A 20,317-nucleotide genomic window follows, 5' to 3' on the forward strand; every position below is an offset into this window, starting at 1 on the left:
ATTGTCTTAAAAAAGTGTGTAAGCCCATATTTTTCTTATCTTTGTATTTGGAAACTTTAAAATAAAGAAACAATGGAACTTACACAATTACAAATTACATATTACATTAAGGTTCATCAGGCTTTTCGCATGGTGCCGAATAGGTGAAAAATGATAGTTTTATAATGAATAAAATAATAATAAACTTTTGTTCCTTATCTACTGGCAGACATCCCCCCACGACCTTAATGTAATTTGTAATTTGCAATCGAGGGAAAACGAAAATTGCTATTATCTTGAAACCATTCTGCTATAAGCAGTTAGAGTTCATTCTACCTTAAACAAATTTAAACACCTGACTATTAGCACATTACAACGATTTAAAAAGGAAAAATCTCATCAAGATTTGGTAGTATCATTTATTTTTTATACTTTTGCAATGAGGATTAAAAACTAACAGCAAAGACGAACCTGTGATTAGGCAAATCAGCATTCCCTTTTATTCACTTCCCCCTTGGAGATTACAAATTACAGATTACAAATTACATTAAGGTACACGTAGGGTGCGGAGGGCATGAAGCATATCAATCAAAAAGATCACTCAACACTTGAAGACTATTTAAGTCGGGCATATTCGGCACATGAATACGATAGTAACGCAGGATCAGATTGGCAATTCGATTCCTATCTACACGTGAAAGGCGGAAAAGATGCATATTCTCATAATCCATTCTAATCAGTTGATGAATAGCAGTGGCCTCTGTTGGGAGAAGATAATCGGTATGAAGAGGAATACTATGAGTAAATGAAGCAGTGCGTAAGTCAAAACATACCCCTTCATGATAAGCCTCTAAATTAGGAAAGAAACCTATAAACCGACTTAGACGCATCATAAATACAAGATGGAAATTGGCGTAACTACGCGCTGCACCATCCAACCATTGCAAACTAGCACACACATAATTGTAAAGCTGGAGATTCTGCTGTTCACTTCGTGTAACATGAAATAAGAACTCAGAGAGGAATAGCAAGATAGCCGATTTGATGGGATCAAAAGGAATAGAGGAATATGGATGAAGAATACGAGCCTCCTTTATATGCTGTAAGGAAGTATGCGGTCGATTATCAAACTCAAGCTCTAACAAAGTTAAAGGCTGAAAGTATTGTTTCTTTATCTTTCCTTTGGCAGTCTTAGGTATGCGTGTAATGAACGAAATACGCCCTTCTTGTTCGGTGAACATATCTATAATGAGCGATGCTTCACCAAACTTCATACTACGTAAAACTATGGCTTTTGACTTTAAAATCATATAAATTCTTGTGCAAAAGTACAAAAAGACAACATTATAAGGAAATTTATTCGAGAAAAGTTTGGTAGGTTCGAATAAAAGAAGTACCTTTGCACCCGCAATTCGATATGGTCCCTTCGTCTATCGGTTAGGACGAGAGATTTTCATTCTCTAAAGAGCAGTTCGACTCTGCTAGGGACTACTAGTAAAATAAAAGAAGAACAAAGATGGCAAATCACAAATCATCATTGAAGAGAATCCGTCAGGACAAAGTAAAGACGCTACACAATAGATATTATGCAAAGACTATGCGTAATGCTGTTCGCAAGTTGCGCAATATGACGGATAAGGAAGAGGCTGTAAAGCTCTATCCTGTTGTGCAGAAGATGTTGGATAAGTTGGCAAAGACCAACATTATTCACCAGAACAAGGCAGCTAACCTCAAGTCTGCTCTCTGCAAGCACGTTGCTGCATTAGGATAAAAGAACTTCAGTCATAGCTGAAACGAATAATAGAGCCATAACTCAAATGAGTTATGGCTTTTTTTATAGATAGATTTAATTAGGCTCTTTCATACACCTTCTTAAATGTTTTTAGCAAGTTTTTATTTCCCCATCTAAAGGAAAAATAGTATCTTTGCATACTATAAGAACAATCTAATAAAAATGGCAGAAAATCAAGAAAACGAGAATAATTACTCCGCCAGTAACATCCAAGTGTTAGAGGGATTAGAGGCTGTACGTAAGCGTCCAGCCATGTATATTGGCGACATCAGCGAGAAAGGTCTTCACCACCTGATTAATGAGACTGTCGATAACTCTATCGATGAAGCGATGGCTGGCTACTGTCAGAATATCGAAATAACTATCAACGAGGATAACTCCATTACGGTTGAAGATGATGGTCGTGGTATCCCTGTTGACGAACATAAGAAACTTCACAAGAGTGCCCTTGAGGTTGTTATGACTGTGCTACACGCTGGTGGTAAATTCGACAAGGGTTCTTATAAGGTCAGCGGTGGTCTACATGGTGTGGGTGTAAGTTGTGTTAACGCCCTTTCCACACACATGATGTCACAGGTGTATCGTGATGGAAAGATTTATCAGCAGGAGTATGAGAAAGGAAAGCCACTCTATCCTGTAAAGGTTGTAGGCGAAACCCAGAAAACAGGTACACGCCAACAATTTTGGCCAGACCCAACGATCTTCACAACAACAGTTTATCAGTGGGACATCGTTGCACGCCGTATGCGTGAGTTAGCTTATCTAAATGCAGGTATTAAGATTACGCTCACTGACCTGCGTCCAGACCCAGAGACGGGCAAGACTCGCACAGAGGTTTTCCATGCTAAGGATGGTTTAAAGGAGTTTGTCCGTTATGTTGATCGTCATCGTCAGCACCTTTTCGATGATGTTATCTATCTCAAGACAGAGAAGCAAAACATCCCTATTGAGGTGGCTGTGATGTATAACACTGATTATACGGAGAACATCCATTCATACGTTAACAATATCAATACCATAGAAGGCGGTACTCACTTACAGGGTTTCCGTGCAGCTTTGACCCGTACACTAAAGTCATACGCTGACAATGACCCACAAATATCTAAGCAAATTGAAAAGGCTAAAATAGAGATAGCAGGTGAGGATTTCCGTGAAGGATTGACAGCTGTTATCGCTATAAAGGTGGCAGAACCACAATTTGAAGGTCAGACAAAAACGAAATTAGGAAACTCCGAAGTAGCAGGTGCAGTACAACAAGCAGTTGGCGAGGCGCTCTCTGATTACCTGGAGGAGCACCCTAACGAGGCTAAGATGATATGCAACAAGGTTATCTTAGCAGCTACAGCACGTGTAGCAGCACGCAAGGCACGTGAGAGTGTACAGCGTAAGAACGTGATGAGTGGTGGCGGTCTGCCTGGTAAACTAGCCGATTGTTCCAACAAAGATCCCAAGGACTGCGAGATATTCCTTGTAGAGGGCGACTCTGCAGGTGGCTCTGCAAAGCAAGGTCGTGATCGTTACACACAAGCCATTTTGCCACTCCGTGGTAAGATTCTGAATGTTGAGAAAGTTCAACGACACCGCGTATTCGAGGCAGAATCTGTTATGAATATCATTCAATCGATTGGTGTTCGATTTGGAGTAGAGAATGAAGGTGACTTCGAGGCCAATACTGATAAGCTCCGTTACGATAAGATTATCATCATGACCGATGCCGATGTCGATGGTTCACACATTGACACGCTGATTATGACGCTATTCTATCGTTATATGCCGAAGGTTATCGAGCAAGGTCATTTGTACATTGCTACCCCACCCCTCTATAAGTGTACTTACAAGAAGGTAAGCGAATATTGTTACACCGAACAGCAGCGACAAGCCTTCCTGGACAAATATGGTAATGGAGTAGAAGATGGTAAAACCATCCATACACAACGTTATAAAGGTCTTGGTGAGATGAATCCTGAGCAACTTTGGGAAACAACAATGGATCCAAAGACACGCCTCTTGAAGCAAGTAACGATAGAGAACGCTGCGGATGCTGATGAAATCTTCTCAATGCTGATGGGAGATGATGTCGAGCCACGTAGAGAGTTTATTGAGAAGAATGCAACTTACGCTAATATCGATGCATAAGTCATTATAAACAATAAATAAATATTACTCCCCTCCTCATGAGATAAGGAGGGGAGTCTTTCTTTTACCCAATAACAACCTAAACAATGAAACGAATCTTATTCTGTATATCCTTATTAGCAATTTTTGTCAGTGTTAAGGCACAACAACCGGCAATGCGATTATGGTATAACCAACCTGCTCATTTCTTTGAAGAGAGTCTTCCCTTAGGTAATGGCAAGTTAGGTGCATTGGTTTATGGTGGTACTCAAAAGGACACAATCTACCTGAATGATATCACTTATTGGACAGGAAACCCCGTTGATCCAAACGAAGGATTGGGTAAAGCTAAATGGATTCCAGAGATAAGAAAGGCTCTATTTGCAGAGAATTATCGCACTGCTGACTCCTTACAACACTTTGTTCAAGGCGAACAATCAGCCTCTTACCAACCTCTAGGAACATTGAATATCATTAATCTAAACACAGGTGCTGTCTCTAATTATTATAGAGAGCTGAACCTAGATAGTGCGTTGGTGCATATAAGCTACCAACAGAATGGTATTCAATTCACACGTGAATATTTCGCAACTCATCGTGATAGTCTTATAGCCATACACATTAAAGCTAATCAAGCAGGAGCCATAAACCTCCGCATCCAACTGACGGCACAGACTCCTCATAAGGTTAAAGCAACGAATAATCAGTTGACAATGACGGGGCATACAACAGGTTCAGAAACAGAGAGCGTACACGCTTGCACGATCGTAAGATTATTACCTCAAGGTGGAAAGGTTATAGCTTCTGATAGCACGCTCACACTAACCAATGCTGATAATGCCACCATATACATTGTCAATGCCACGAGTTTTAATGGTTTCGACAAGCATCCCGTCAAAGATGGGGCAAGCTATATAGACAATGCTGTCAATGCTGCTTGGCACACACAAAACTTCACATATAATGAATTCAAAGACCGACATATAAAGGAATATCAGCAGATTTATAATCGTGTTAAATTAAAATTAGGAAATAAGGAATATACGAACAATCTGCCAACGGATCAACTCCTGCGTCGCTATTCATCATCAACAGCACCACTCCCAGAGGCTGCACAACGCTATTTGGAGACCCTCTATTTCCAATTTGGACGCTATCTCCTGCTCTCTTGTTCACGTACTCCAAATATCCCTGCCAATCTTCAAGGATTATGGACACCGCACCTATTCTCACCATGGCGTGGGAATTACACGATGAACATTAACCTCGAAGAGAATTATTGGCCTGCCGATCCAGCTAATATGTCAGAAACTATCCAACCGCTGATTGGCTTTGTCAAAGGTTTGTCGGCAACTGGTAAGCACACTGCACGCAACTTCTATGGCATAAATGAGGGCTGGTGTGCTGCTCATAATAGTGACCCTTGGTGCAAGACTTCCCCCGTTGGAGAGGGAAAGGAAAGCCCTGAATGGGCTAACTGGAACCTCGGTGGTGCCTGGTTAGTCAATGCGCTTTGGGATCATTACCTATATTCACAAGACAAGCAGTTACTTCAAAACACCATATACCCACTTATGGAAGGCTCTAGCAAGTTCTTCCAACAATGGTTGGTTACCAATCCCAACAAACCAAACGAACTGATTACAGCGCCTAGTACTAGCCCTGAGAACGAATATGTAACAGATAAGGGTTACCACGGAACAACCTGTTATGGTGGTACGGCTGACCTAGCCATTATCCGTGAATTATTCATGAATATGCAGCAAGCACGTAAGTCTCTTGGTTTGAAGCCTGACAAAGAGATAGATGATAAACTGCATCGCTTGCATCCTTATACTGTAGGTTCTCAAGGCGACTTAAACGAATGGTATTACGATTGGAAGGACTATGATATACATCACAGGCATCAGTCACACCTAATAGGATTATATCCTGGTATGCACTTACAGGCGCTAGCTAAGCAAACGAAAGATTCCACAATCTTAGCCGCAGCACGCCAAACACTCATTCAGAAAGGCGATGAGAGTACAGGATGGAGCACTGGATGGAGAATCAATCTATGGGCACGATTGGGTGATGGGAACCATGCTTACAAGATTTACCAAAACCTTCTTTCATACGTCTCACCCGAAGGGTATCGTGGGAAGGATGCCGTGCATCATGGTGGAACCTACCCTAACCTCTTCGATGCTCACCCACCTTTCCAAATTGATGGAAACTTCGGTGGTACTGCTGGAGTATGTGAAATGCTGGTGCAAAGTTCGGTTGATATGACGGCTAAGAAGCCTATTTACAACATCCACCTCCTCCCCGCTCTACCCGATGCGTGGGCGAATGGAGAGATAAAAGGTATAAGAACGCGCGGCGGTTTAACCATCGACATGAAGTGGGAAAACAAACTTGTAACGTCTTTACAAATAAAAGCCGCTACAGATGTAGACGTCAACATCACTTATAACAATAAGTCTTCAAAAATGAAATTAAGGAAAGGTGGGATTATTAATATCTCATCTTGTAAATAAAAATAAGGTGTCATGAGTAATCAAATAAAGCTAGCTGAGGTCGACGTAGCCCATGCAAAATACGTTTACCCAGCAGGGAAATACATAGACAATGACCTGATATTGTTCGAAGATATGGCAAAAGTGCCCCTCCCTTCGAGATCTTCTCGCATGAAAAGTCTATTTCTAGCACTCTGTACTGACGGCAAAGCGCAATACACAGTAGATACTCATAAGCATGAAGTAAGCGAAGGAGATGTCATTATCATTAGTGAAGGACAAGTTGTCGGAGACTATCAGCTATCCCTAGACTGCAAAGGTATTGCCATTCTTTTGTCGTATAATTTCTTCAACAACATTGTTAGTGGTATCCATGAATTGTCTGCTCTCTTCCTCTTCGCACGTACACATCCAGTCTTTCATCTAGATAAGCATCAAACGAAGGAACTGGAGAATTATATCTTCCACATCAAAGAGAAAATCATAGATACCCAACATCGTTTCCGCAAGGAACTTGTGATGACAATGCTAAAAGCTCTCATTTACGACATGAGTAACATTATCTATCAGTTCCAACAACTGGAAACAGAGGGGCAAACACGTGCAGAAGTAATCTTTAGAGACTTCATTCAAATGGTTGAAAAGAACTTCCGACATGAGCGTCGTGTCAGTTGGTATGCTAAGAATCTATGTATTACTTCGAAATATCTATCCGAGACGATTCGAACAATCAGTAAACGAACACCCAGCGATTGGATCGATTCGTATGTAGTACGTGAGCTTTGTGTCATGCTGAAAAATAGCACGATGAGCATAAAGGAAATAGCCGATGAACTTCATTTCGCTAATCAGAGCTTTATGGGTAAATACTTCAAAGAGCATGTAGGAATGAGCCCTTCATTATTTAGGAAGAGTTGACAAGTGTACAAGTTAATAAGTTGACGAGTTAATACTGGTATCGTCAGGGAAATTACCTAATACAAGTAATAGGTTTACTTGTCTATTTTTCACTTGTCAACTGCTGTGCAACCTCACATAACTCACCATACCATTCAGCTCCAAAACGCCGAGTAAGTGGCTCTTTTAGGAACTTATAAAGGGGAAGATTCAGTTCTTCTCCTTTCTTTCGAGCATCTGCACAGATCTTCCAATGGTGATAATTGATACCACAAGTACCATTCTCAAACTCCTTTACACGGATAGGATATAGCGAACAGGAGATAGGTTTCACAAAATCAATATCCCCTTTTCGATACGAACGTTCCAATGCACAGAGGCAACATCCCTTGTCATAACAGGTGAAAACACAATCCTTTCCACCGACAATACTCGTTACTAAGTCGCCTTCCACATCCGTATAAGCAACGCCTTGCTTATCTATAACGGCTTGAGCTGATGCTGACAAATCCCCCCAAACAGTATCTAATACATTCTCAATAGCCATTGTCTCATCCAGTGTCACTGGTGCTCCAGCATCGCCATCTATACAACATTGACCATGACACTTATCTAAATCACAACAGAACTTGACGTTTATGATATCAGGAGAAACTAAGACGTTTCCCACCATGAATATATGTTCGTATGTATTACCCATCAACTTATTCTTACCTTAAATCATTACATCTGCAAGCTTCACTACTACCATTCTATCGGTTCAATAGCATGCTCTTTTAAGTATTGGTTACAACGGGAGAACTGGTGTTGACCAAACCATCCACCTCTATTAGCTGATAAAGGAGAGGGATGAACACTCTCAAGAACAAAGTGTTTATGCGTGTCTATCAATGCTTTCTTACTACGAGCAAAACTTCCCCAAAGCATAAACACCAAATGTTCCCGCCCATCACTAAGAGCTTTAATAGCCGCATCCGTGAACACTCCCCACCCCAGTCCTTGATGACTATTAGCCATGTGCGCACGAACAGTTAACGTGGCATTCAATAAGAGAACACCCTGCTCTTCCCAACGAGTTAAGTCACCAGAAGTCTTTACAGGAACACCTAAGTCGCTTTCAATCTCCTTATATATATTCACCAAAGAAGGTGGAAGTCGCACACCATCAGGTACTGAGAAACTCAAGCCCATTGCTTGTCCTGGTTCATGATAAGGGTCTTGTCCAAGGATAACAACCTTAACCTTATCGAAAGGACAGAGGTCAAAGGCATTAAAAATCAGCTTACCTGGAGGATAACACGCATAATGTTTATACTCCTGCTTCACCTGTTCGCTCAGTTGTTGGAAGTAAGGTTTCTCAAACTCACCACCGAGTTTTATCCCCCACGAGGGTTCTATCTTTACTTGCATAGCTTTAACTCTTTGCCTGCAAAAGTACTACAAAGTTCTGAGATAACAAAAAGTCGTGCCTTTCGACACGACTTCCTCTATATTAATTTTAGCTTAATTCAAGTTGAATTAATCAGTAATTAGGTTCTCACCTGTCATATCTGAAGGTTGTTCCAAGCCCATGATATGAAGGATAGAAGGTGCTACATCAGCCAAACGACCATCCTTCACTGTTGCAGAGTTATTATCAGTAACGTAAATGAATGGTACTGGATTTAGTGAATGGGCTGTATTTGGCGTGCCATCAGGGTTAATTGCGTTATCAGCATTACCATGGTCTGCAATAATGATAGCCTCATAATCGTTAGCCTTAGCAGCCTCGATAACCTCCTTTACACAATGATCAACTGCCCAAACAGCCTTTGCGATGGCATGATAAACACCTGTATGACCTACCATATCACCATTAGCAAAGTTCACAACAATGAAGTCATATTCCTGTGTATTGATAGCTCCAACAAGCTTATCCTTCACTTCGAAAGCACTCATCTCAGGCTTTAAGTCGTAGGTTGCAACCTTTGGAGAAGGTACAAGAATACGATCTTCACCCTCATAAGGCTGTTCTCTACCACCATTGAAGAAGAAGGTTACGTGCGCATACTTCTCTGTCTCGGCTGTATGAAGCTGACGCTTACCAAGACGACTGAGGTATTCTCCTAACGTATCCATCACATTCTCCTTAGGGAAGAGTACATATACACCCTTGAAGTTAGCATCGTATGGTGTCATACAATAGTACTGCAAGTCCTTGATTGTATGCATACCTTCCTCTGGCATATCCTGCTGTGTCAACACTTGTGTCAACTCTTTAGCACGGTCGTTACGGAAGTTTATGAAGATAACAACATCACCTTCTTGGATTGTTCCATCTACAGAAGAGTTATTGATAGGCTTGATAAACTCGTCAGTAACGTCTGCTGCATAGCTATCTTCAACCGCTTTCACCATGTCAGTAGCCTGAACTCCCTTGCCCTCAACGAGTAGGTCGTATGCTTCCTTCACACGATTCCAACGCTTGTCACGATCCATTGCATAGAAGCGACCAACGATTGAAGCGATATGAGCACCATTGCTGTCACACACCTTTTGAATCTCTGCGATAAAACCAGCACCACTTTTTGGGTCTGTATCACGACCATCCATAAAACAATGAACGTACACATCCTTTAGATTGTATTCCTTTCCAATCTCAATGAGTTTGAATAGGTGATCCAAAGAAGAGTGTACACCACCAGTTGAAGTAAGTCCCATCAAGTGGAGTTTCTTACCTGTTTTCTGTGCATAACTATATGCTTCAACAATACCAGGGTTCTTTAGGATGTCTCCTGTCTGGCATGCCTTGTTAATCTTAACCAAGTCTTGATAAACGATACGACCGGCACCTATATTCAAGTGACCTACCTCCGAGTTACCCATCTGACCATCAGGAAGACCTACATCTTCGCCTGATGCCTGCAACTGAGAGTGTGCACTAACAGCGTTCAAGTAGTCTAAGTAAGGTGTAGGAGTATTATAAATCACATCACCTTTACCATGCTTTCCGTTACCCCAACCATCGAGGATCATCAATAAAGCTTTCTTTGCCATAATTTTACCTTTATATTTTACACTATTATCTACGTCTTGCAAAGATAGTGCCAACGATAACCAAGAGAATATATACTCTATTTGTCGACCGCAGCCTATCTTTTGCAAAGGTACTATAAAAGTCTAAGATGATAGCATAAAGCCTACTGATTTTTGATTTTCAATCGATGAATTAAAACAGGTTTAACAATGTTCTTTAATACGACTAAACATTATTATCCAGCTTCAAAAACAACACCTTTACATTCGGAAACCAACGGGTATATAAAAAGGCATACCTTTCTTAGGCTTTGAAGTCCACTTCCATTTAGGCATTAACTTGGCTACACGCAATGCTTCTTCATCTAAAATAGGGTCAACGGAACGCACTACTTTGAAATTACTGCATGTCCCGTCAACATCTACAAAGAACCCAATAATAACACGACCTTGTACACACATATTTGCAAGAATAGGTGGATAACGCAAGTTCTTAGCGATGAACTCTGGTAAATCACCAGGAAAGAAAGGTCTCGGACCGAGCTCACAAACAAAGTTCTTAGTACTATCCTTCTTCTCTGTTAGCACTTGTTTGCAGGTATCAACTTTGTTTGTATCACTCTTCGCAGGCTTTATCTTGTCTAAAAACTCCTGCGAAGGATCTGCACACATATAACGCCATGTAGGTCCAGAAGGGGCAATTTTCTTCGGTTTCATCGTTCTTTTACGATGCTGAGCTGTAGCATTTCCAATCATAAGAAAGCTGATTAAAAACGCAAAAAACAATTTCTTCATCATTACCATACACTTTTAAATATTCTTATTCAACATTTCTATCAGTTCAAAATATCTTTATCATCTAAAAAGAAGAGTTACTCCTCATTTTTAACAGAGCCTTTCTTCCACTTCAAAAGAGCCCCTCTTCACATCAAAGAAACGCCCTTCTCAAATCAAGGAAAGCATCTCTTCTTTTTTCTAAAGCAATATCTTGGAAATCAAGCTATTGTATTCTAACTATCTTCCGATAGGCTACATCCACTTTTTTGAGGTGTTTAGAGAGGTCTCCGAAACCTTTTCTATTCAAAACCCGCACCAGTGCTTAAACGCAATCACACCGCTGCGGGTTTATGAAATGCAGATGACAATCATTGGAACTAATCGTCAATGCAAAGGTAAGGAGGATTTTGCTTCAATGCAATAGCACTCTTATTGTTGACACAAAGATAATGAAAAGACGTCTCAATCACAAGCACTTACAAAGTTCACCTACCTCTCTTTGACACAAAATTATAGTTCTCAACATCAGCAAACTTGCCTTTTCCACTTTAATTATCTATCTTTGTACACATGAAGAGAAAGTTTCTTTTATTATTTATCTGTCTTTTGTCGTTGCTATCATGCAGTCAAAAGAAACTTCCACATTATCCAGCTACAGATGATGGGATTACTCGTATGCACCTTGATAGTGCCGCTATATATACAAAAAAACATGATTTACACAAGGCAATGTACCAATTAAAGGCCGCAGAAAAGCGCCTTTTCAACGTTACAGAGGATTCGCTAAAGTTTCTTACTTACTATCACATTGCACAAATTAATGCTCAAGATGGTGCTTACAAAATTGCTTTAGAATATTTAAAGCATGCGGCACGAAATGCTAATGACGTGAAGCGTAGCCACAGAATGACTGATATATACATAGAAAAAGCCTTTATCTACAATCAAATGGGCAAACGGGATTCCGCTCTTAACAGCTTACAAAGAGTTGAGAAGTACAAACCTCGCATTCGAAAGGACCAAGAGAAACGGATAGAAGAGATGCGACAACACATCAAAAGGCACCAAATTGTCGCCATATCACCAGGTAAAGACATTGAAATTGTACAACTGCAAGACCTTTATGAGGTAGCCTTAGCACAACGCAAGGCAGTTGAATTGAAACTTTATATTGCTTATCTCCTCCTTACACTCATCCTCGTTTCAATTGGAATTACGATATGGTTTCGTCGCCGTATGCGTCAACAACTTCAGTTCTATCGCCAACAACAACAGGAAACAGAACATAATATCCAACTAACACTACGTCGAAAAGATGCCACGATAGATGAGATGAAGGCAGAAATAGATAGCAAGCTCGATGAACTCAATCAACTTCGGTATTCTATCAAAGCCCACAATAAAAACATAAAAACGTCCGATTCCATCGAACAAATCAAACTCGGAATCGATACCTTATATACTATCTTAAAAGGAGGAAACTTATCACAGATGGGCAAAAGAGAGCAACAAGCTCTTAACATGATTATGCCCAACTATGATTACGAACTATCTTATATCCTCAACAATCCACGCTTTGCGCTCACACCAAAGGAGTGTTTCTATTATATTATGGAGCATTATGGGATAGAAGATGACCTGAAAGCACAAGCATTCTGCTGTACAGCACAAGCCATAAGGTCTATTAAAAGTAGACTTAAAAAGAAACTGGAACAGAACTAATCACTGCATCAAGAATCTTGCTGCATACTCTCCCATCTGTTTATAACCTGATGGATTAGGATGCAGCCAATCGCCAATTTGCCATTCACGACGCAACTGCTCCGGTGAAGAAGGATCTCTCATAAGAGCATCAAAATCGATGAATCCATCAATTTCACGTGTTGTTCGAATCCATGAATTGACTATTTTACGTGCCTTTTCACGCTCTTCTGTGAAATAACTACGGCATCCACGGAATGGAGTTATCGTACCCATATAGACTTTCAAACCACGTTGACGTGCTTTCTTTATCATCACTTGATAGGCTTCAACGAGCTTTCGTGCAGTCTCTTCTGGGTTGGTTGACGTCCCTATATCATTAATTGCTTCAAAGATGATAACGGCTCGCAAGCCTCTTTGAGCAAGTATATCACGATCGAATCGATCTTTTCCTGGCTCACCTAAACCTACTGATAAGATTCGATTATTACCAATACCTAAATTCAAGACACCAGTCTTCCCAACTTTAGAAGGATTAGTACCTGCACCATTATTCAATGCTGCTGAAAGGAAATCTGGCCAACGATCTTGAGCATTAGTTGTACTTCCTTTACCATCTGTTATACTATTACCAAGGATGGCTATACTCGATGATGTCGCGTCAAGAACATCAATCGCTGAGATATTAAACCAATGGTCTTCCTTGAAAGCTGTTGTAAAGTCTGAGTACGCATTAGTCGTTCCACGAAGAATATAAGAGGTGGTGCGCGACCCCATGTGAACGGTTGGTTCCTTCGGTGCTTTTAGATAATTAATAGTGATAGAAACACGCTCTAAGGGTTGTAACTTAAACTTTAATGCATCAGAAAAGACTGCTTTTCCAGCAGGAACAATTACTCCTCGCTTCTTTCCAAATTGTAAATACTTCGCAGAAGTCTTATATATCTCTGAGCCATTACCCGCTTTTGCAATATATACACTAGCTATTTCTATTGGTTCCGAAGATAGTTCATTGCTAAGTTGTAAACGAATCACATTTCCGCCAATACTAACCTTCACCACCTGACGAACAGACCTATTAGTCATCTGATTGTTGTAAGGCATAAATGACTTATCAACTGTTTGTGGCGCACAAGCCCATGTTCCCACCCAATGTGATTGCTGAGCATGGGCAGTCAGAGCAATGAATAACAATAAAACAAATGCAATTTTACGTGTCATATTATAACTATATTTAATCCTGAATACCAATTCTTACCGATTTAATCGATTATCTCTTTACTTCAAATTTTTCAATTTGTATGCGTCATGCACGTCGCTATTTAAAAGAGAAGAATGACGAGTAAGACTTTCTATCTCACCTTTTATATATTCCTTAAAACCATCACCTTCCACTATACGAATATCCTTAAAAAGTCCAAGAACAAACCTACCGAGTCCACGATAATCACAAACTTCAATATTAAGAAGCCATATATCGTCTTTTACCTGCGTCAACAAATAGGCTCCTTGTGGGTATTCTTCAACAAAAAGGTTGCGTGATAATTGTCCAAGAAGAAGTTTCACACGATGCCGAAGCTCCCCACTAAACATAAAGATATCAGTGAAAACTTGTCGATGTTTATCCTCATGTAACCATGAAGTATCAAGTTCATCAACGCTTTCCATACGTGATATCTTGAAAGTCTTGTTCTCTCCAGACAGTATTTCATGGCATCTTACATCCTCATTGTTATGCAAAAGAAGGTAAGGTTCTACTATTCTGTCCTTTATTGTATGGCTATGTGGACTAGAATAACCCAATAGTTTAACCATGTGTTTATGCTCCATAGCATTTTTCAAAACCTTTAAATTGGTTTCAATCTGCCGATGAATTGGTGAATTTACAACTACAGAGAAGTCATAAGCGCTTTCTATTTTCTGTCGAAGTTGATTGATCATTAAACTATTATTACCCTCCATCACCAAGAGACTATGGATTATCTTCACCTCAGAGTCACTCCATTGAATACGCTGAAGAAGTCTTACAAAGAAAGGAGACCGTCGGTCAATATGATAACATCCATCATGCTTGAATACTATAAAACCTGCACGTTTGATAAAATCAAGTAGGTAATAAAAATTGCGACGAGATAAGTCCATGCGTTCACACAAGTCTTGTATCGCATAGTTATTACCATCAGATAAGAGGATGATAAGTTCCAATTGCTTCTTTAGTTTATCAAATCTCATGACTTATAGTTAGATACTTTAGAAATCAAAAGATAGTTGTCCATCTCCTAAAAGGTTATAACTTTTTCGATGAAATGGTGTTATTCCATATTTACGAATAGCCTCACGATGCTTCTTTGTGGGGTATCCCATATTCGACTGCCAGTCATATTGAGGATATTCCTTAGCCAACGAAAGCATGTAATCATCACGATATGTCTTAGCAAGGATAGATGCTGCAGCAATAGAAAGATACTTGCCATCACCTTTAACTATTGTGGTAAAGGGTAAATCTCGATAGGGTTTAAAACGATTTCCATCAATGATAATTGCCTCAGGATGTGTTCCTAACTGATCTAAAGCACGATGCATAGCAAGAAAAGAAGCATTGAGAATGTTTATCTTGTCAATTTCTTCGGGTGTAACAATACCTACCGCCCATGCAAGGGCATCACGTTCTATGATCTCTCGGAGTACATAACGCTTTTTAGCTGACAACTTTTTAGAATCGTTTAGCATGTCATTCTCATAGTTCTCAGGTAAGATGACGGCCGTAGCATAGACGCTCCCTGCAAGGCATCCTCTCCCGGCTTCATCACAACCAGCCTCTACTAATCCTTCATAATAATGACTTTTCAACATGAATAACGCATCTTAATCGTTAAAGAACCTTTCCTTCTAAGTATATATATAACAAACATTTTCCTTTAAGAGAACATCCTCTACACAAGGCAAAGTTACTTTTGTAAATGCAAACCAAAGATGGTTCTTACACCTTATATATAATATATAGCAACAAACAAAACCAAAACGATATGAAAAAAGAAATTATTTTCGATGAGCAGAACACTTCTAACAACGACCTAAGTAGACTCTTTAAGGAGGTTAGTCTTTAGCTACATGCATCTGTAGAATGGCTTTGCAGATACTATAGTGAAATCCTGGAATAGGAAGTAAACAGCCGACAAACATCGTACATAACACAAGTTCAAATAGCATTTATTCTATCAGCATTCCGTGTAATGTCGTCTATCTGGCTGCATATTATCACTATCTTATGGTTCATGCGAAGTCTCTGGATGTGTAAAAGAAGATGAACTTTGAATGCGGAATTATAGACTTTCTTCTACTTGACGTACATCCTTTTTCATGTTTATAGCTACGATGAAGCTAAAAGATAATACGCTTGGAAAACAAAGTCTCTACACTTATGCACAAGAACAAACCAATTTCAACACTAAAACATCTGTAGCACTCGCTTGATACCAGACACCAAGGTGTCTACTTCCTCACGGGTGTTATAAAGTCCGAAAGAGGCACGAACAGTTCCGAGAACACCCAAGCGGTCCATCAAGGGCTGGGCACAATGATGACCAGTCCGGACTGCAATGCCAAGTTGATCGAGGAGTGTACCGAGGTCCATGTGGTGGATATTGCCTACATTGAAGCTGATAACGGCATCGCCACTATCACCAACATGCCCGTAGATGTGCATTCCTTCTATCTCACACAACTGCTGAAGGGCATAATGTGTGAGGTCTTGCTCATGCGCAAAGATGTTATCCATTCCCAAAGCAGAGACATAATCGAGGGCTTTGGCAAGTCCGTGAGTAGCTACATAGTCGGGAGTTCCAGCTTCAAACTTCAATGGTGGACGCTCAAAGGAGGTCTTCTCAAAGCTGACATGCTCTATCATCTCACCGCCACCTTGGTAAGGTGGCATCTTATCGAGCCATTTCTCTTTACCATAAAGAACACCTACGCCCGTAGGACCATAGACCTTATGCCCACTGAAAGCAAGGAAATCACAATCTAAATCCTGTACGTCAACAGCAAAATGCGGTACGCTTTGTGCACCATCAATCATAACTGGTACACCATGTTCGTGGGCTATCCGAATCATTTCCTTTACTGGATTGATGGTGCCAAGAACATTACTTACCTGCATTACACTGACGAGTTTCGTACGTTCGGAGAAGAGTTGCTCATAAGCCTGTAGGTCGAGAACTCCCTCATCGGTCATTGGGATAACCTTCAGAACAATCCCTTTGCGCTGTTCTTGCAACTGCCATGGAACGATATTAGAGTGATGTTCCATTGTAGAGACAATCACTTCATCGCCTGCTTGCATACATCCTTCAGTGAAGCTGGAGGCAACGAGGTTCAGACTCTCCGTCGTTCCACGTGTAAAGACAATCTCCGTAGTGGAGCGAGCATTGATAAACTTCCGCACTGTTTCGCGTGCCGCCTCGTGTAAGTCAGTTGCCTGTTGCGACATCCAGTGTACTCCACGATGCACATTTGCATTCACATTAAGATACTCTTCACGCATGGCGTCCAGCACACAGAGCGGTTTCTGCGTGGTAGCACCATTGTCAAAGTAAACCAACGGCTTACCATAGACGGTGCGAGAGAGTATCGGGAAGTCTTCTCTAACTTTATTAATATCGTACATCTTCTATTGGGTTAATGGGCCATATTAGGCCTATTGAGCTAATAAGGCTATTGGGGCTATTGGGCTAATAAGGCTAATTAGTCCAATAAACCTTAGACCTAATTACTTACACAAGTTGCAACCTTCGCACTTATCAAGCTCACCACGGAAGCGCTTTTCTACCAAATGGTGGAGACGGTCACGCAGTGGTTCGAGTTCCATCTTGTCGATAACTTCATTGATAAAGGCAAACTCAAGGAGGAGTTTAGCTTCTTTTCTATCGATACCACGTTGCTCCATATAGAAGAGAGCGGCATCATTGAGCTGCCCAACCGTTGAACCATGATTACACTGAACATCATCAGCATAGATCTCAAGCATTGGCTGCGTGAACATTCTGGCAGTCTTGCTGGCACAGAGGTTACGGTTATTCTCTTGTGAGAGTGTCTTCTGTGCGCCCTTACGAACGAGTACACGACCGGCGAAAGCACCCACAGCATTCTCGTCGAGTACGTATTTATAGAGTTCGTTGCTTGTGCAGTGAGGCACTTGATGGTCGATAAGTGTGTTGTTATCAACATGCTGATTCTTGTCAGCTATCACACAACCATTACAGAAACATTCGCTACCCTCACCCTTAAAGACAAGGTCGAGCATGTTTCGAGTTACTCCATTGTGCAACGTGATGACGTTATGACTTGCACGTGAATTGCGTTGCTGTTCGATATAAACATTCGAAACACGTACATTCTTAGCATGTGTCTCTTCCATACAGTTCAGTTCCAGGTTCGCATTATCACCCACAAAGGCTTCGATCACCTGTGTTGCAAGGAAGTTTCGGTCGTCAGCTGCGTGGTCACAGAAGAGGAATTGCGCCTTAGCACCTTCTTCGAGCACAATAAGTACACGACGATTGACCATCAAGTCAACATCAGAACGGAGGATATTTATCACCTGCACTGTACGGTCAAGTTGCACATTCTTAGGCACATAGATAAAGAGCCCGTCTTGTGCTAACATCGTATTCAGTGCCGTAACAGCATCTTTCTCAGTGTCAGCCAGCTTACCATAGTACTTCTTCACCAACTCTGGATGCTCTTTAGCCACACGACTCAAGCTATCAATGACTACTCCATCGTTGAGTTTTACGTTTGGAAGTGCCTTCGTATAGAACTGATCGTTGACTATAAAGTAAAGAGATGTACTGAGATTGGGCACATCACATCTAAATGTCTCGTATGGATCAACGGGTATTTCAAGTCTGTTGAGGTTCAAACCATAATCTGGTTCGAATAGCTTTTGCATGTCCGTGTACTTATAGCGTTCCACCTTCTTTGATGGAAAGCCCAGCCGACGGAAATCGTCAAAAGCCTTATCGCGCACCTCATTCATCACAGGAGCAGCGTGATCCTTTATGATTTGCTGCGCATCTGTGTAGAGGTCTATATATTGTTTTTCGCTTTGCATGTTTGTTTTAAGAAGTTTTGGAGCAATGAAAGAGCAGTCTTTGTAATCCTTTTTTACCGTTTATTACAACCTAAAAAGATGTTTTATAACTCTTTGAGAACCACTATCTTACAGACAATTAAAAATCTCTTATAAGACAATTTGAATTCTTTTATAGGACAATTTGAATTTTCTTATAAGACAATTTCAACTTTCTACTAACTCTTTTCCAACTCGCTCCATTATGTAAATACTTTTTCTTACACGACGTTATCAGTCGTTATCCACTTCTTCCTTTATCCAATCGTAACCGCGTTGTTCAATCTCCTTCGCCAATTCTGGACCTGCCGTCTTCACGATACGACCTTTATAAAGCACGTGAACAACGTCTGGTTTAATCATATCAAGCAGTCGCTCATAGTGCGTAATGACGATGTATGAGGTTTTATCAGTATGCATCTTGTTAACGCCATCAGCTACAATGCGCATGGCATCAACGTCAAGACCAGAGTCAGTCTCGTCCAGAATACTAAGTTTTGGCTCCAACATTGCCATCTGGAAGATCTCATTACGCTTCTTCTCACCACCCGAAAAGCCTTCGTTTACACTGCGACGAGAGAGTGTAGAGTCCATCCCCACCAACTGACGTTTCTCACGCATGAGTGCCATAAACTCAGCAGCCTTCATTGGTTCTAATCCTTCATAGGCACGCTTTGCATTGATAGCAGCCTTCATGAAGTTAGTCATACTCACGCCAGGTATCTCAACAGGATATTGGAAAGAGAGGAACAAACCCTCGTGAGAGCGGTCTTCTGGCTTCATCTCCAATAGGTTTTTGCCATTAAAAATAGCCATACCATCGGTCACCTCATAGAGAGGATTACCCGTCAGTACGGCACTCAGCGTTGATTTACCCGAACCATTAGGTCCCATAATAGCATGCACCTCACCATCTTTTATCGTGAGGTTGATACCTTTTAATATTTCTTTTCCTGCGATGGTAGCATGCAGGTTTCTTACTTCTAACATATTATCTTTGCTTTAATTATCCTTCACTAAAAATGAATTAACAACATCTAACAACGTATCGAACACGAAATCAGAGAAGTGATACTCACCACGAGCCATCTTTTCTACTCTCTCTTGCTCTATTTGCTCTTCAAGGAGCGAGGACGAATAAGCATCTTTACCAAAGAAAGACTTTGATTTCTTCTTGTAAGCAGGCAAGTTACCTATCATCTCCGAGCCCGTAACTGTACGATAGAGACGAGTATCAAAGGGCTTGGGTGTATACGGCAACCCCATCACCGACCGGCATATAATCGCCGTATCCTGCTTTACTTGCTCATCAATCAAATACTTCTGCCACGGCTTTATCTGCCATGATTGGGCTTGAAGCATTGTTGTAAGCAGCAAACCAAACGTGATAAGAATGACCTTTCGCATGTT

At 40.8% G+C, this 20,317-nt stretch carries 17 protein-coding genes; 5 read left to right on the top strand and 12 right to left on the bottom strand.

The annotated features are described in order from the left end of the window. Positions 1-563: 563 nt before the first annotated feature. Positions 564-1,289: a DNA repair protein RecO gene (gene recO / locus HMPREF9969_RS08460; protein ID WP_009435432.1), complete on the bottom strand. Its 726-nt coding sequence runs from the start codon at positions 1,287-1,289 to the stop codon at positions 564-566. 206 nt (positions 1,290-1,495) lie between these two features. On the opposite strand from recO, the gene rpsT reads away from it, so the two are divergent. The 4 genes from rpsT to HMPREF9969_RS08480 all read left to right on the top strand — a co-directional run bounded on the left by rpsT (position 1,496) and on the right by HMPREF9969_RS08480 (position 7,305). Continuing rightward, the gene (gene rpsT / locus HMPREF9969_RS08465) at positions 1,496-1,750 is read left to right on the top strand and encodes a 30S ribosomal protein S20 (protein ID WP_009435492.1); all 255 of its coding nucleotides are present in this window, start codon (positions 1,496-1,498) and stop codon (positions 1,748-1,750) included. A 183-nt stretch (positions 1,751-1,933) separates the two neighbouring features. Continuing rightward, on the top strand, positions 1,934-3,907 hold the full coding sequence (gene gyrB / locus HMPREF9969_RS08470) for a DNA topoisomerase (ATP-hydrolyzing) subunit B (protein WP_009435517.1): 1,974 nt from the start codon (positions 1,934-1,936) through the stop codon (positions 3,905-3,907). 86 nt (positions 3,908-3,993) lie between these two features. Next, positions 3,994-6,408: a glycosyl hydrolase family 95 catalytic domain-containing protein gene (locus HMPREF9969_RS08475; RefSeq protein WP_036895568.1), complete on the top strand. Its 2,415-nt coding sequence runs from the start codon at positions 3,994-3,996 to the stop codon at positions 6,406-6,408. A 12-nt stretch (positions 6,409-6,420) separates the two neighbouring features. Continuing rightward, positions 6,421-7,305, top strand: a complete 885-nt coding sequence (locus HMPREF9969_RS08480; RefSeq protein WP_009435534.1) for a helix-turn-helix domain-containing protein — start codon at positions 6,421-6,423, stop codon at positions 7,303-7,305. An 82-nt stretch (positions 7,306-7,387) separates the two neighbouring features. On the opposite strand, the gene HMPREF9969_RS08485 is transcribed toward HMPREF9969_RS08480, so the two are convergent. From HMPREF9969_RS08485 to HMPREF9969_RS08500, 4 genes are all read right to left on the bottom strand, one after another. After that, positions 7,388-7,984, bottom strand: a complete 597-nt coding sequence (locus HMPREF9969_RS08485) for a DUF3109 family protein (RefSeq protein WP_009435480.1) — start codon at positions 7,982-7,984, stop codon at positions 7,388-7,390. Between the two features lie 44 nt (positions 7,985-8,028). Continuing rightward, on the bottom strand, positions 8,029-8,694 hold the full coding sequence (ung, locus tag HMPREF9969_RS08490) for a uracil-DNA glycosylase (protein ID WP_009435552.1): 666 nt from the start codon (positions 8,692-8,694) through the stop codon (positions 8,029-8,031). A 108-nt stretch (positions 8,695-8,802) separates the two neighbouring features. After that, complete coding sequence (gene gpmI, locus HMPREF9969_RS08495; protein ID WP_036895571.1) at positions 8,803-10,320, bottom strand: 2,3-bisphosphoglycerate-independent phosphoglycerate mutase; 1,518 nt, start codon at positions 10,318-10,320, stop codon at positions 8,803-8,805. Positions 10,321-10,560: 240 nt separating this feature from the next. Continuing rightward, entirely contained in the window at positions 10,561-11,016 is a 456-nt protein-coding gene (locus HMPREF9969_RS08500) for an energy transducer TonB (protein ID WP_232212664.1), read from the bottom strand. A gap of 630 nt (positions 11,017-11,646) precedes the next feature. Between HMPREF9969_RS08500 and HMPREF9969_RS08505 the strand changes: the two genes are divergently transcribed. Next, entirely contained in the window at positions 11,647-12,798 is a 1,152-nt protein-coding gene (locus HMPREF9969_RS08505; RefSeq protein ID WP_009435543.1) for a hypothetical protein, read from the top strand. Here the strand turns inward: HMPREF9969_RS08505 and HMPREF9969_RS08510 are convergent, their stop codons facing one another. From HMPREF9969_RS08510 to HMPREF9969_RS08540, 7 genes are all read right to left on the bottom strand, one after another. Then, positions 12,799-13,998 carry an SGNH/GDSL hydrolase family protein gene (locus HMPREF9969_RS08510; RefSeq protein WP_009435510.1) on the bottom strand — a complete coding sequence of 400 codons (1,200 nt, stop codon included), beginning with the start codon at positions 13,996-13,998 and terminating at the stop codon, positions 12,799-12,801. It lies immediately after the preceding gene. A 57-nt stretch (positions 13,999-14,055) separates the two neighbouring features. Further along, the gene (locus HMPREF9969_RS08515; protein ID WP_009435443.1) at positions 14,056-15,009 is read right to left on the bottom strand and encodes a helix-turn-helix transcriptional regulator; all 954 of its coding nucleotides are present in this window, start codon (positions 15,007-15,009) and stop codon (positions 14,056-14,058) included. An 18-nt stretch (positions 15,010-15,027) separates the two neighbouring features. Continuing rightward, positions 15,028-15,630, bottom strand: coding sequence for a ribonuclease HII (locus HMPREF9969_RS08520; protein ID WP_009435410.1), 603 nt, complete (start codon positions 15,628-15,630; stop codon positions 15,028-15,030). A gap of 595 nt (positions 15,631-16,225) precedes the next feature. Next, a complete protein-coding gene (locus tag HMPREF9969_RS08525; protein ID WP_009435528.1) occupies positions 16,226-17,443 on the bottom strand; it encodes an aminotransferase class V-fold PLP-dependent enzyme in 1,218 nt (405 codons plus the stop codon). Between the two features lie 102 nt (positions 17,444-17,545). Further along, positions 17,546-18,889: a Fe-S cluster assembly protein SufD gene (gene sufD, locus HMPREF9969_RS08530; RefSeq protein ID WP_009435513.1), complete on the bottom strand. Its 1,344-nt coding sequence runs from the start codon at positions 18,887-18,889 to the stop codon at positions 17,546-17,548. Between the two features lie 252 nt (positions 18,890-19,141). Then, positions 19,142-19,897: a Fe-S cluster assembly ATPase SufC gene (gene sufC, locus HMPREF9969_RS08535; protein ID WP_008823623.1), complete on the bottom strand. Its 756-nt coding sequence runs from the start codon at positions 19,895-19,897 to the stop codon at positions 19,142-19,144. A 12-nt stretch (positions 19,898-19,909) separates the two neighbouring features. Further along, positions 19,910-20,314 (bottom strand): hypothetical protein, encoded by a 405-nt coding sequence (locus HMPREF9969_RS08540; protein WP_009435506.1) that lies wholly within the window; start codon positions 20,312-20,314, stop codon positions 19,910-19,912. Positions 20,315-20,317 lie beyond the last annotated feature (3 nt).

Origin of the sequence: Prevotella sp. oral taxon 306 str. F0472 (assembly GCF_000257925.1) — a bacterium.
In the GTDB taxonomy this organism is placed as follows: domain Bacteria; phylum Bacteroidota; class Bacteroidia; order Bacteroidales; family Bacteroidaceae; genus Prevotella; species Prevotella vespertina.

Excerpts from the sequence above, each read along its gene's own strand:
- recO (WP_009435432.1), bottom strand. The coding sequence starts at position 1,289 with ATGATTTTAAAGTCAAAAGCCATAGTTTTACGTAGTATGAAGTTTGGT.
- rpsT (WP_009435492.1), top strand. The coding sequence starts at position 1,496 with ATGGCAAATCACAAATCATCATTGAAGAGAATCCGTCAGGACAAAGTA.
- gyrB (WP_009435517.1), top strand. The coding sequence starts at position 1,934 with ATGGCAGAAAATCAAGAAAACGAGAATAATTACTCCGCCAGTAACATC.
- HMPREF9969_RS08475 (WP_036895568.1), top strand. The coding sequence starts at position 3,994 with ATGAAACGAATCTTATTCTGTATATCCTTATTAGCAATTTTTGTCAGT.
- HMPREF9969_RS08480 (WP_009435534.1), top strand. The coding sequence starts at position 6,421 with ATGAGTAATCAAATAAAGCTAGCTGAGGTCGACGTAGCCCATGCAAAA.
- HMPREF9969_RS08485 (WP_009435480.1), bottom strand. The coding sequence starts at position 7,984 with ATGGGTAATACATACGAACATATATTCATGGTGGGAAACGTCTTAGTT.
- ung (WP_009435552.1), bottom strand. The coding sequence starts at position 8,694 with ATGCAAGTAAAGATAGAACCCTCGTGGGGGATAAAACTCGGTGGTGAG.
- gpmI (WP_036895571.1), bottom strand. The coding sequence starts at position 10,320 with ATGGCAAAGAAAGCTTTATTGATGATCCTCGATGGTTGGGGTAACGGA.
- HMPREF9969_RS08500 (WP_232212664.1), bottom strand. The coding sequence starts at position 11,016 with ATGAAACCGAAGAAAATTGCCCCTTCTGGACCTACATGGCGTTATATG.
- HMPREF9969_RS08505 (WP_009435543.1), top strand. The coding sequence starts at position 11,647 with ATGAAGAGAAAGTTTCTTTTATTATTTATCTGTCTTTTGTCGTTGCTA.
- HMPREF9969_RS08510 (WP_009435510.1), bottom strand. The coding sequence starts at position 13,998 with ATGACACGTAAAATTGCATTTGTTTTATTGTTATTCATTGCTCTGACT.
- HMPREF9969_RS08515 (WP_009435443.1), bottom strand. The coding sequence starts at position 15,009 with ATGAGATTTGATAAACTAAAGAAGCAATTGGAACTTATCATCCTCTTA.
- HMPREF9969_RS08520 (WP_009435410.1), bottom strand. The coding sequence starts at position 15,630 with ATGTTGAAAAGTCATTATTATGAAGGATTAGTAGAGGCTGGTTGTGAT.
- HMPREF9969_RS08525 (WP_009435528.1), bottom strand. The coding sequence starts at position 17,443 with ATGTACGATATTAATAAAGTTAGAGAAGACTTCCCGATACTCTCTCGC.
- sufD (WP_009435513.1), bottom strand. The coding sequence starts at position 18,889 with ATGCAAAGCGAAAAACAATATATAGACCTCTACACAGATGCGCAGCAA.
- sufC (WP_008823623.1), bottom strand. The coding sequence starts at position 19,897 with ATGTTAGAAGTAAGAAACCTGCATGCTACCATCGCAGGAAAAGAAATA.
- HMPREF9969_RS08540 (WP_009435506.1), bottom strand. The coding sequence starts at position 20,314 with ATGCGAAAGGTCATTCTTATCACGTTTGGTTTGCTGCTTACAACAATG.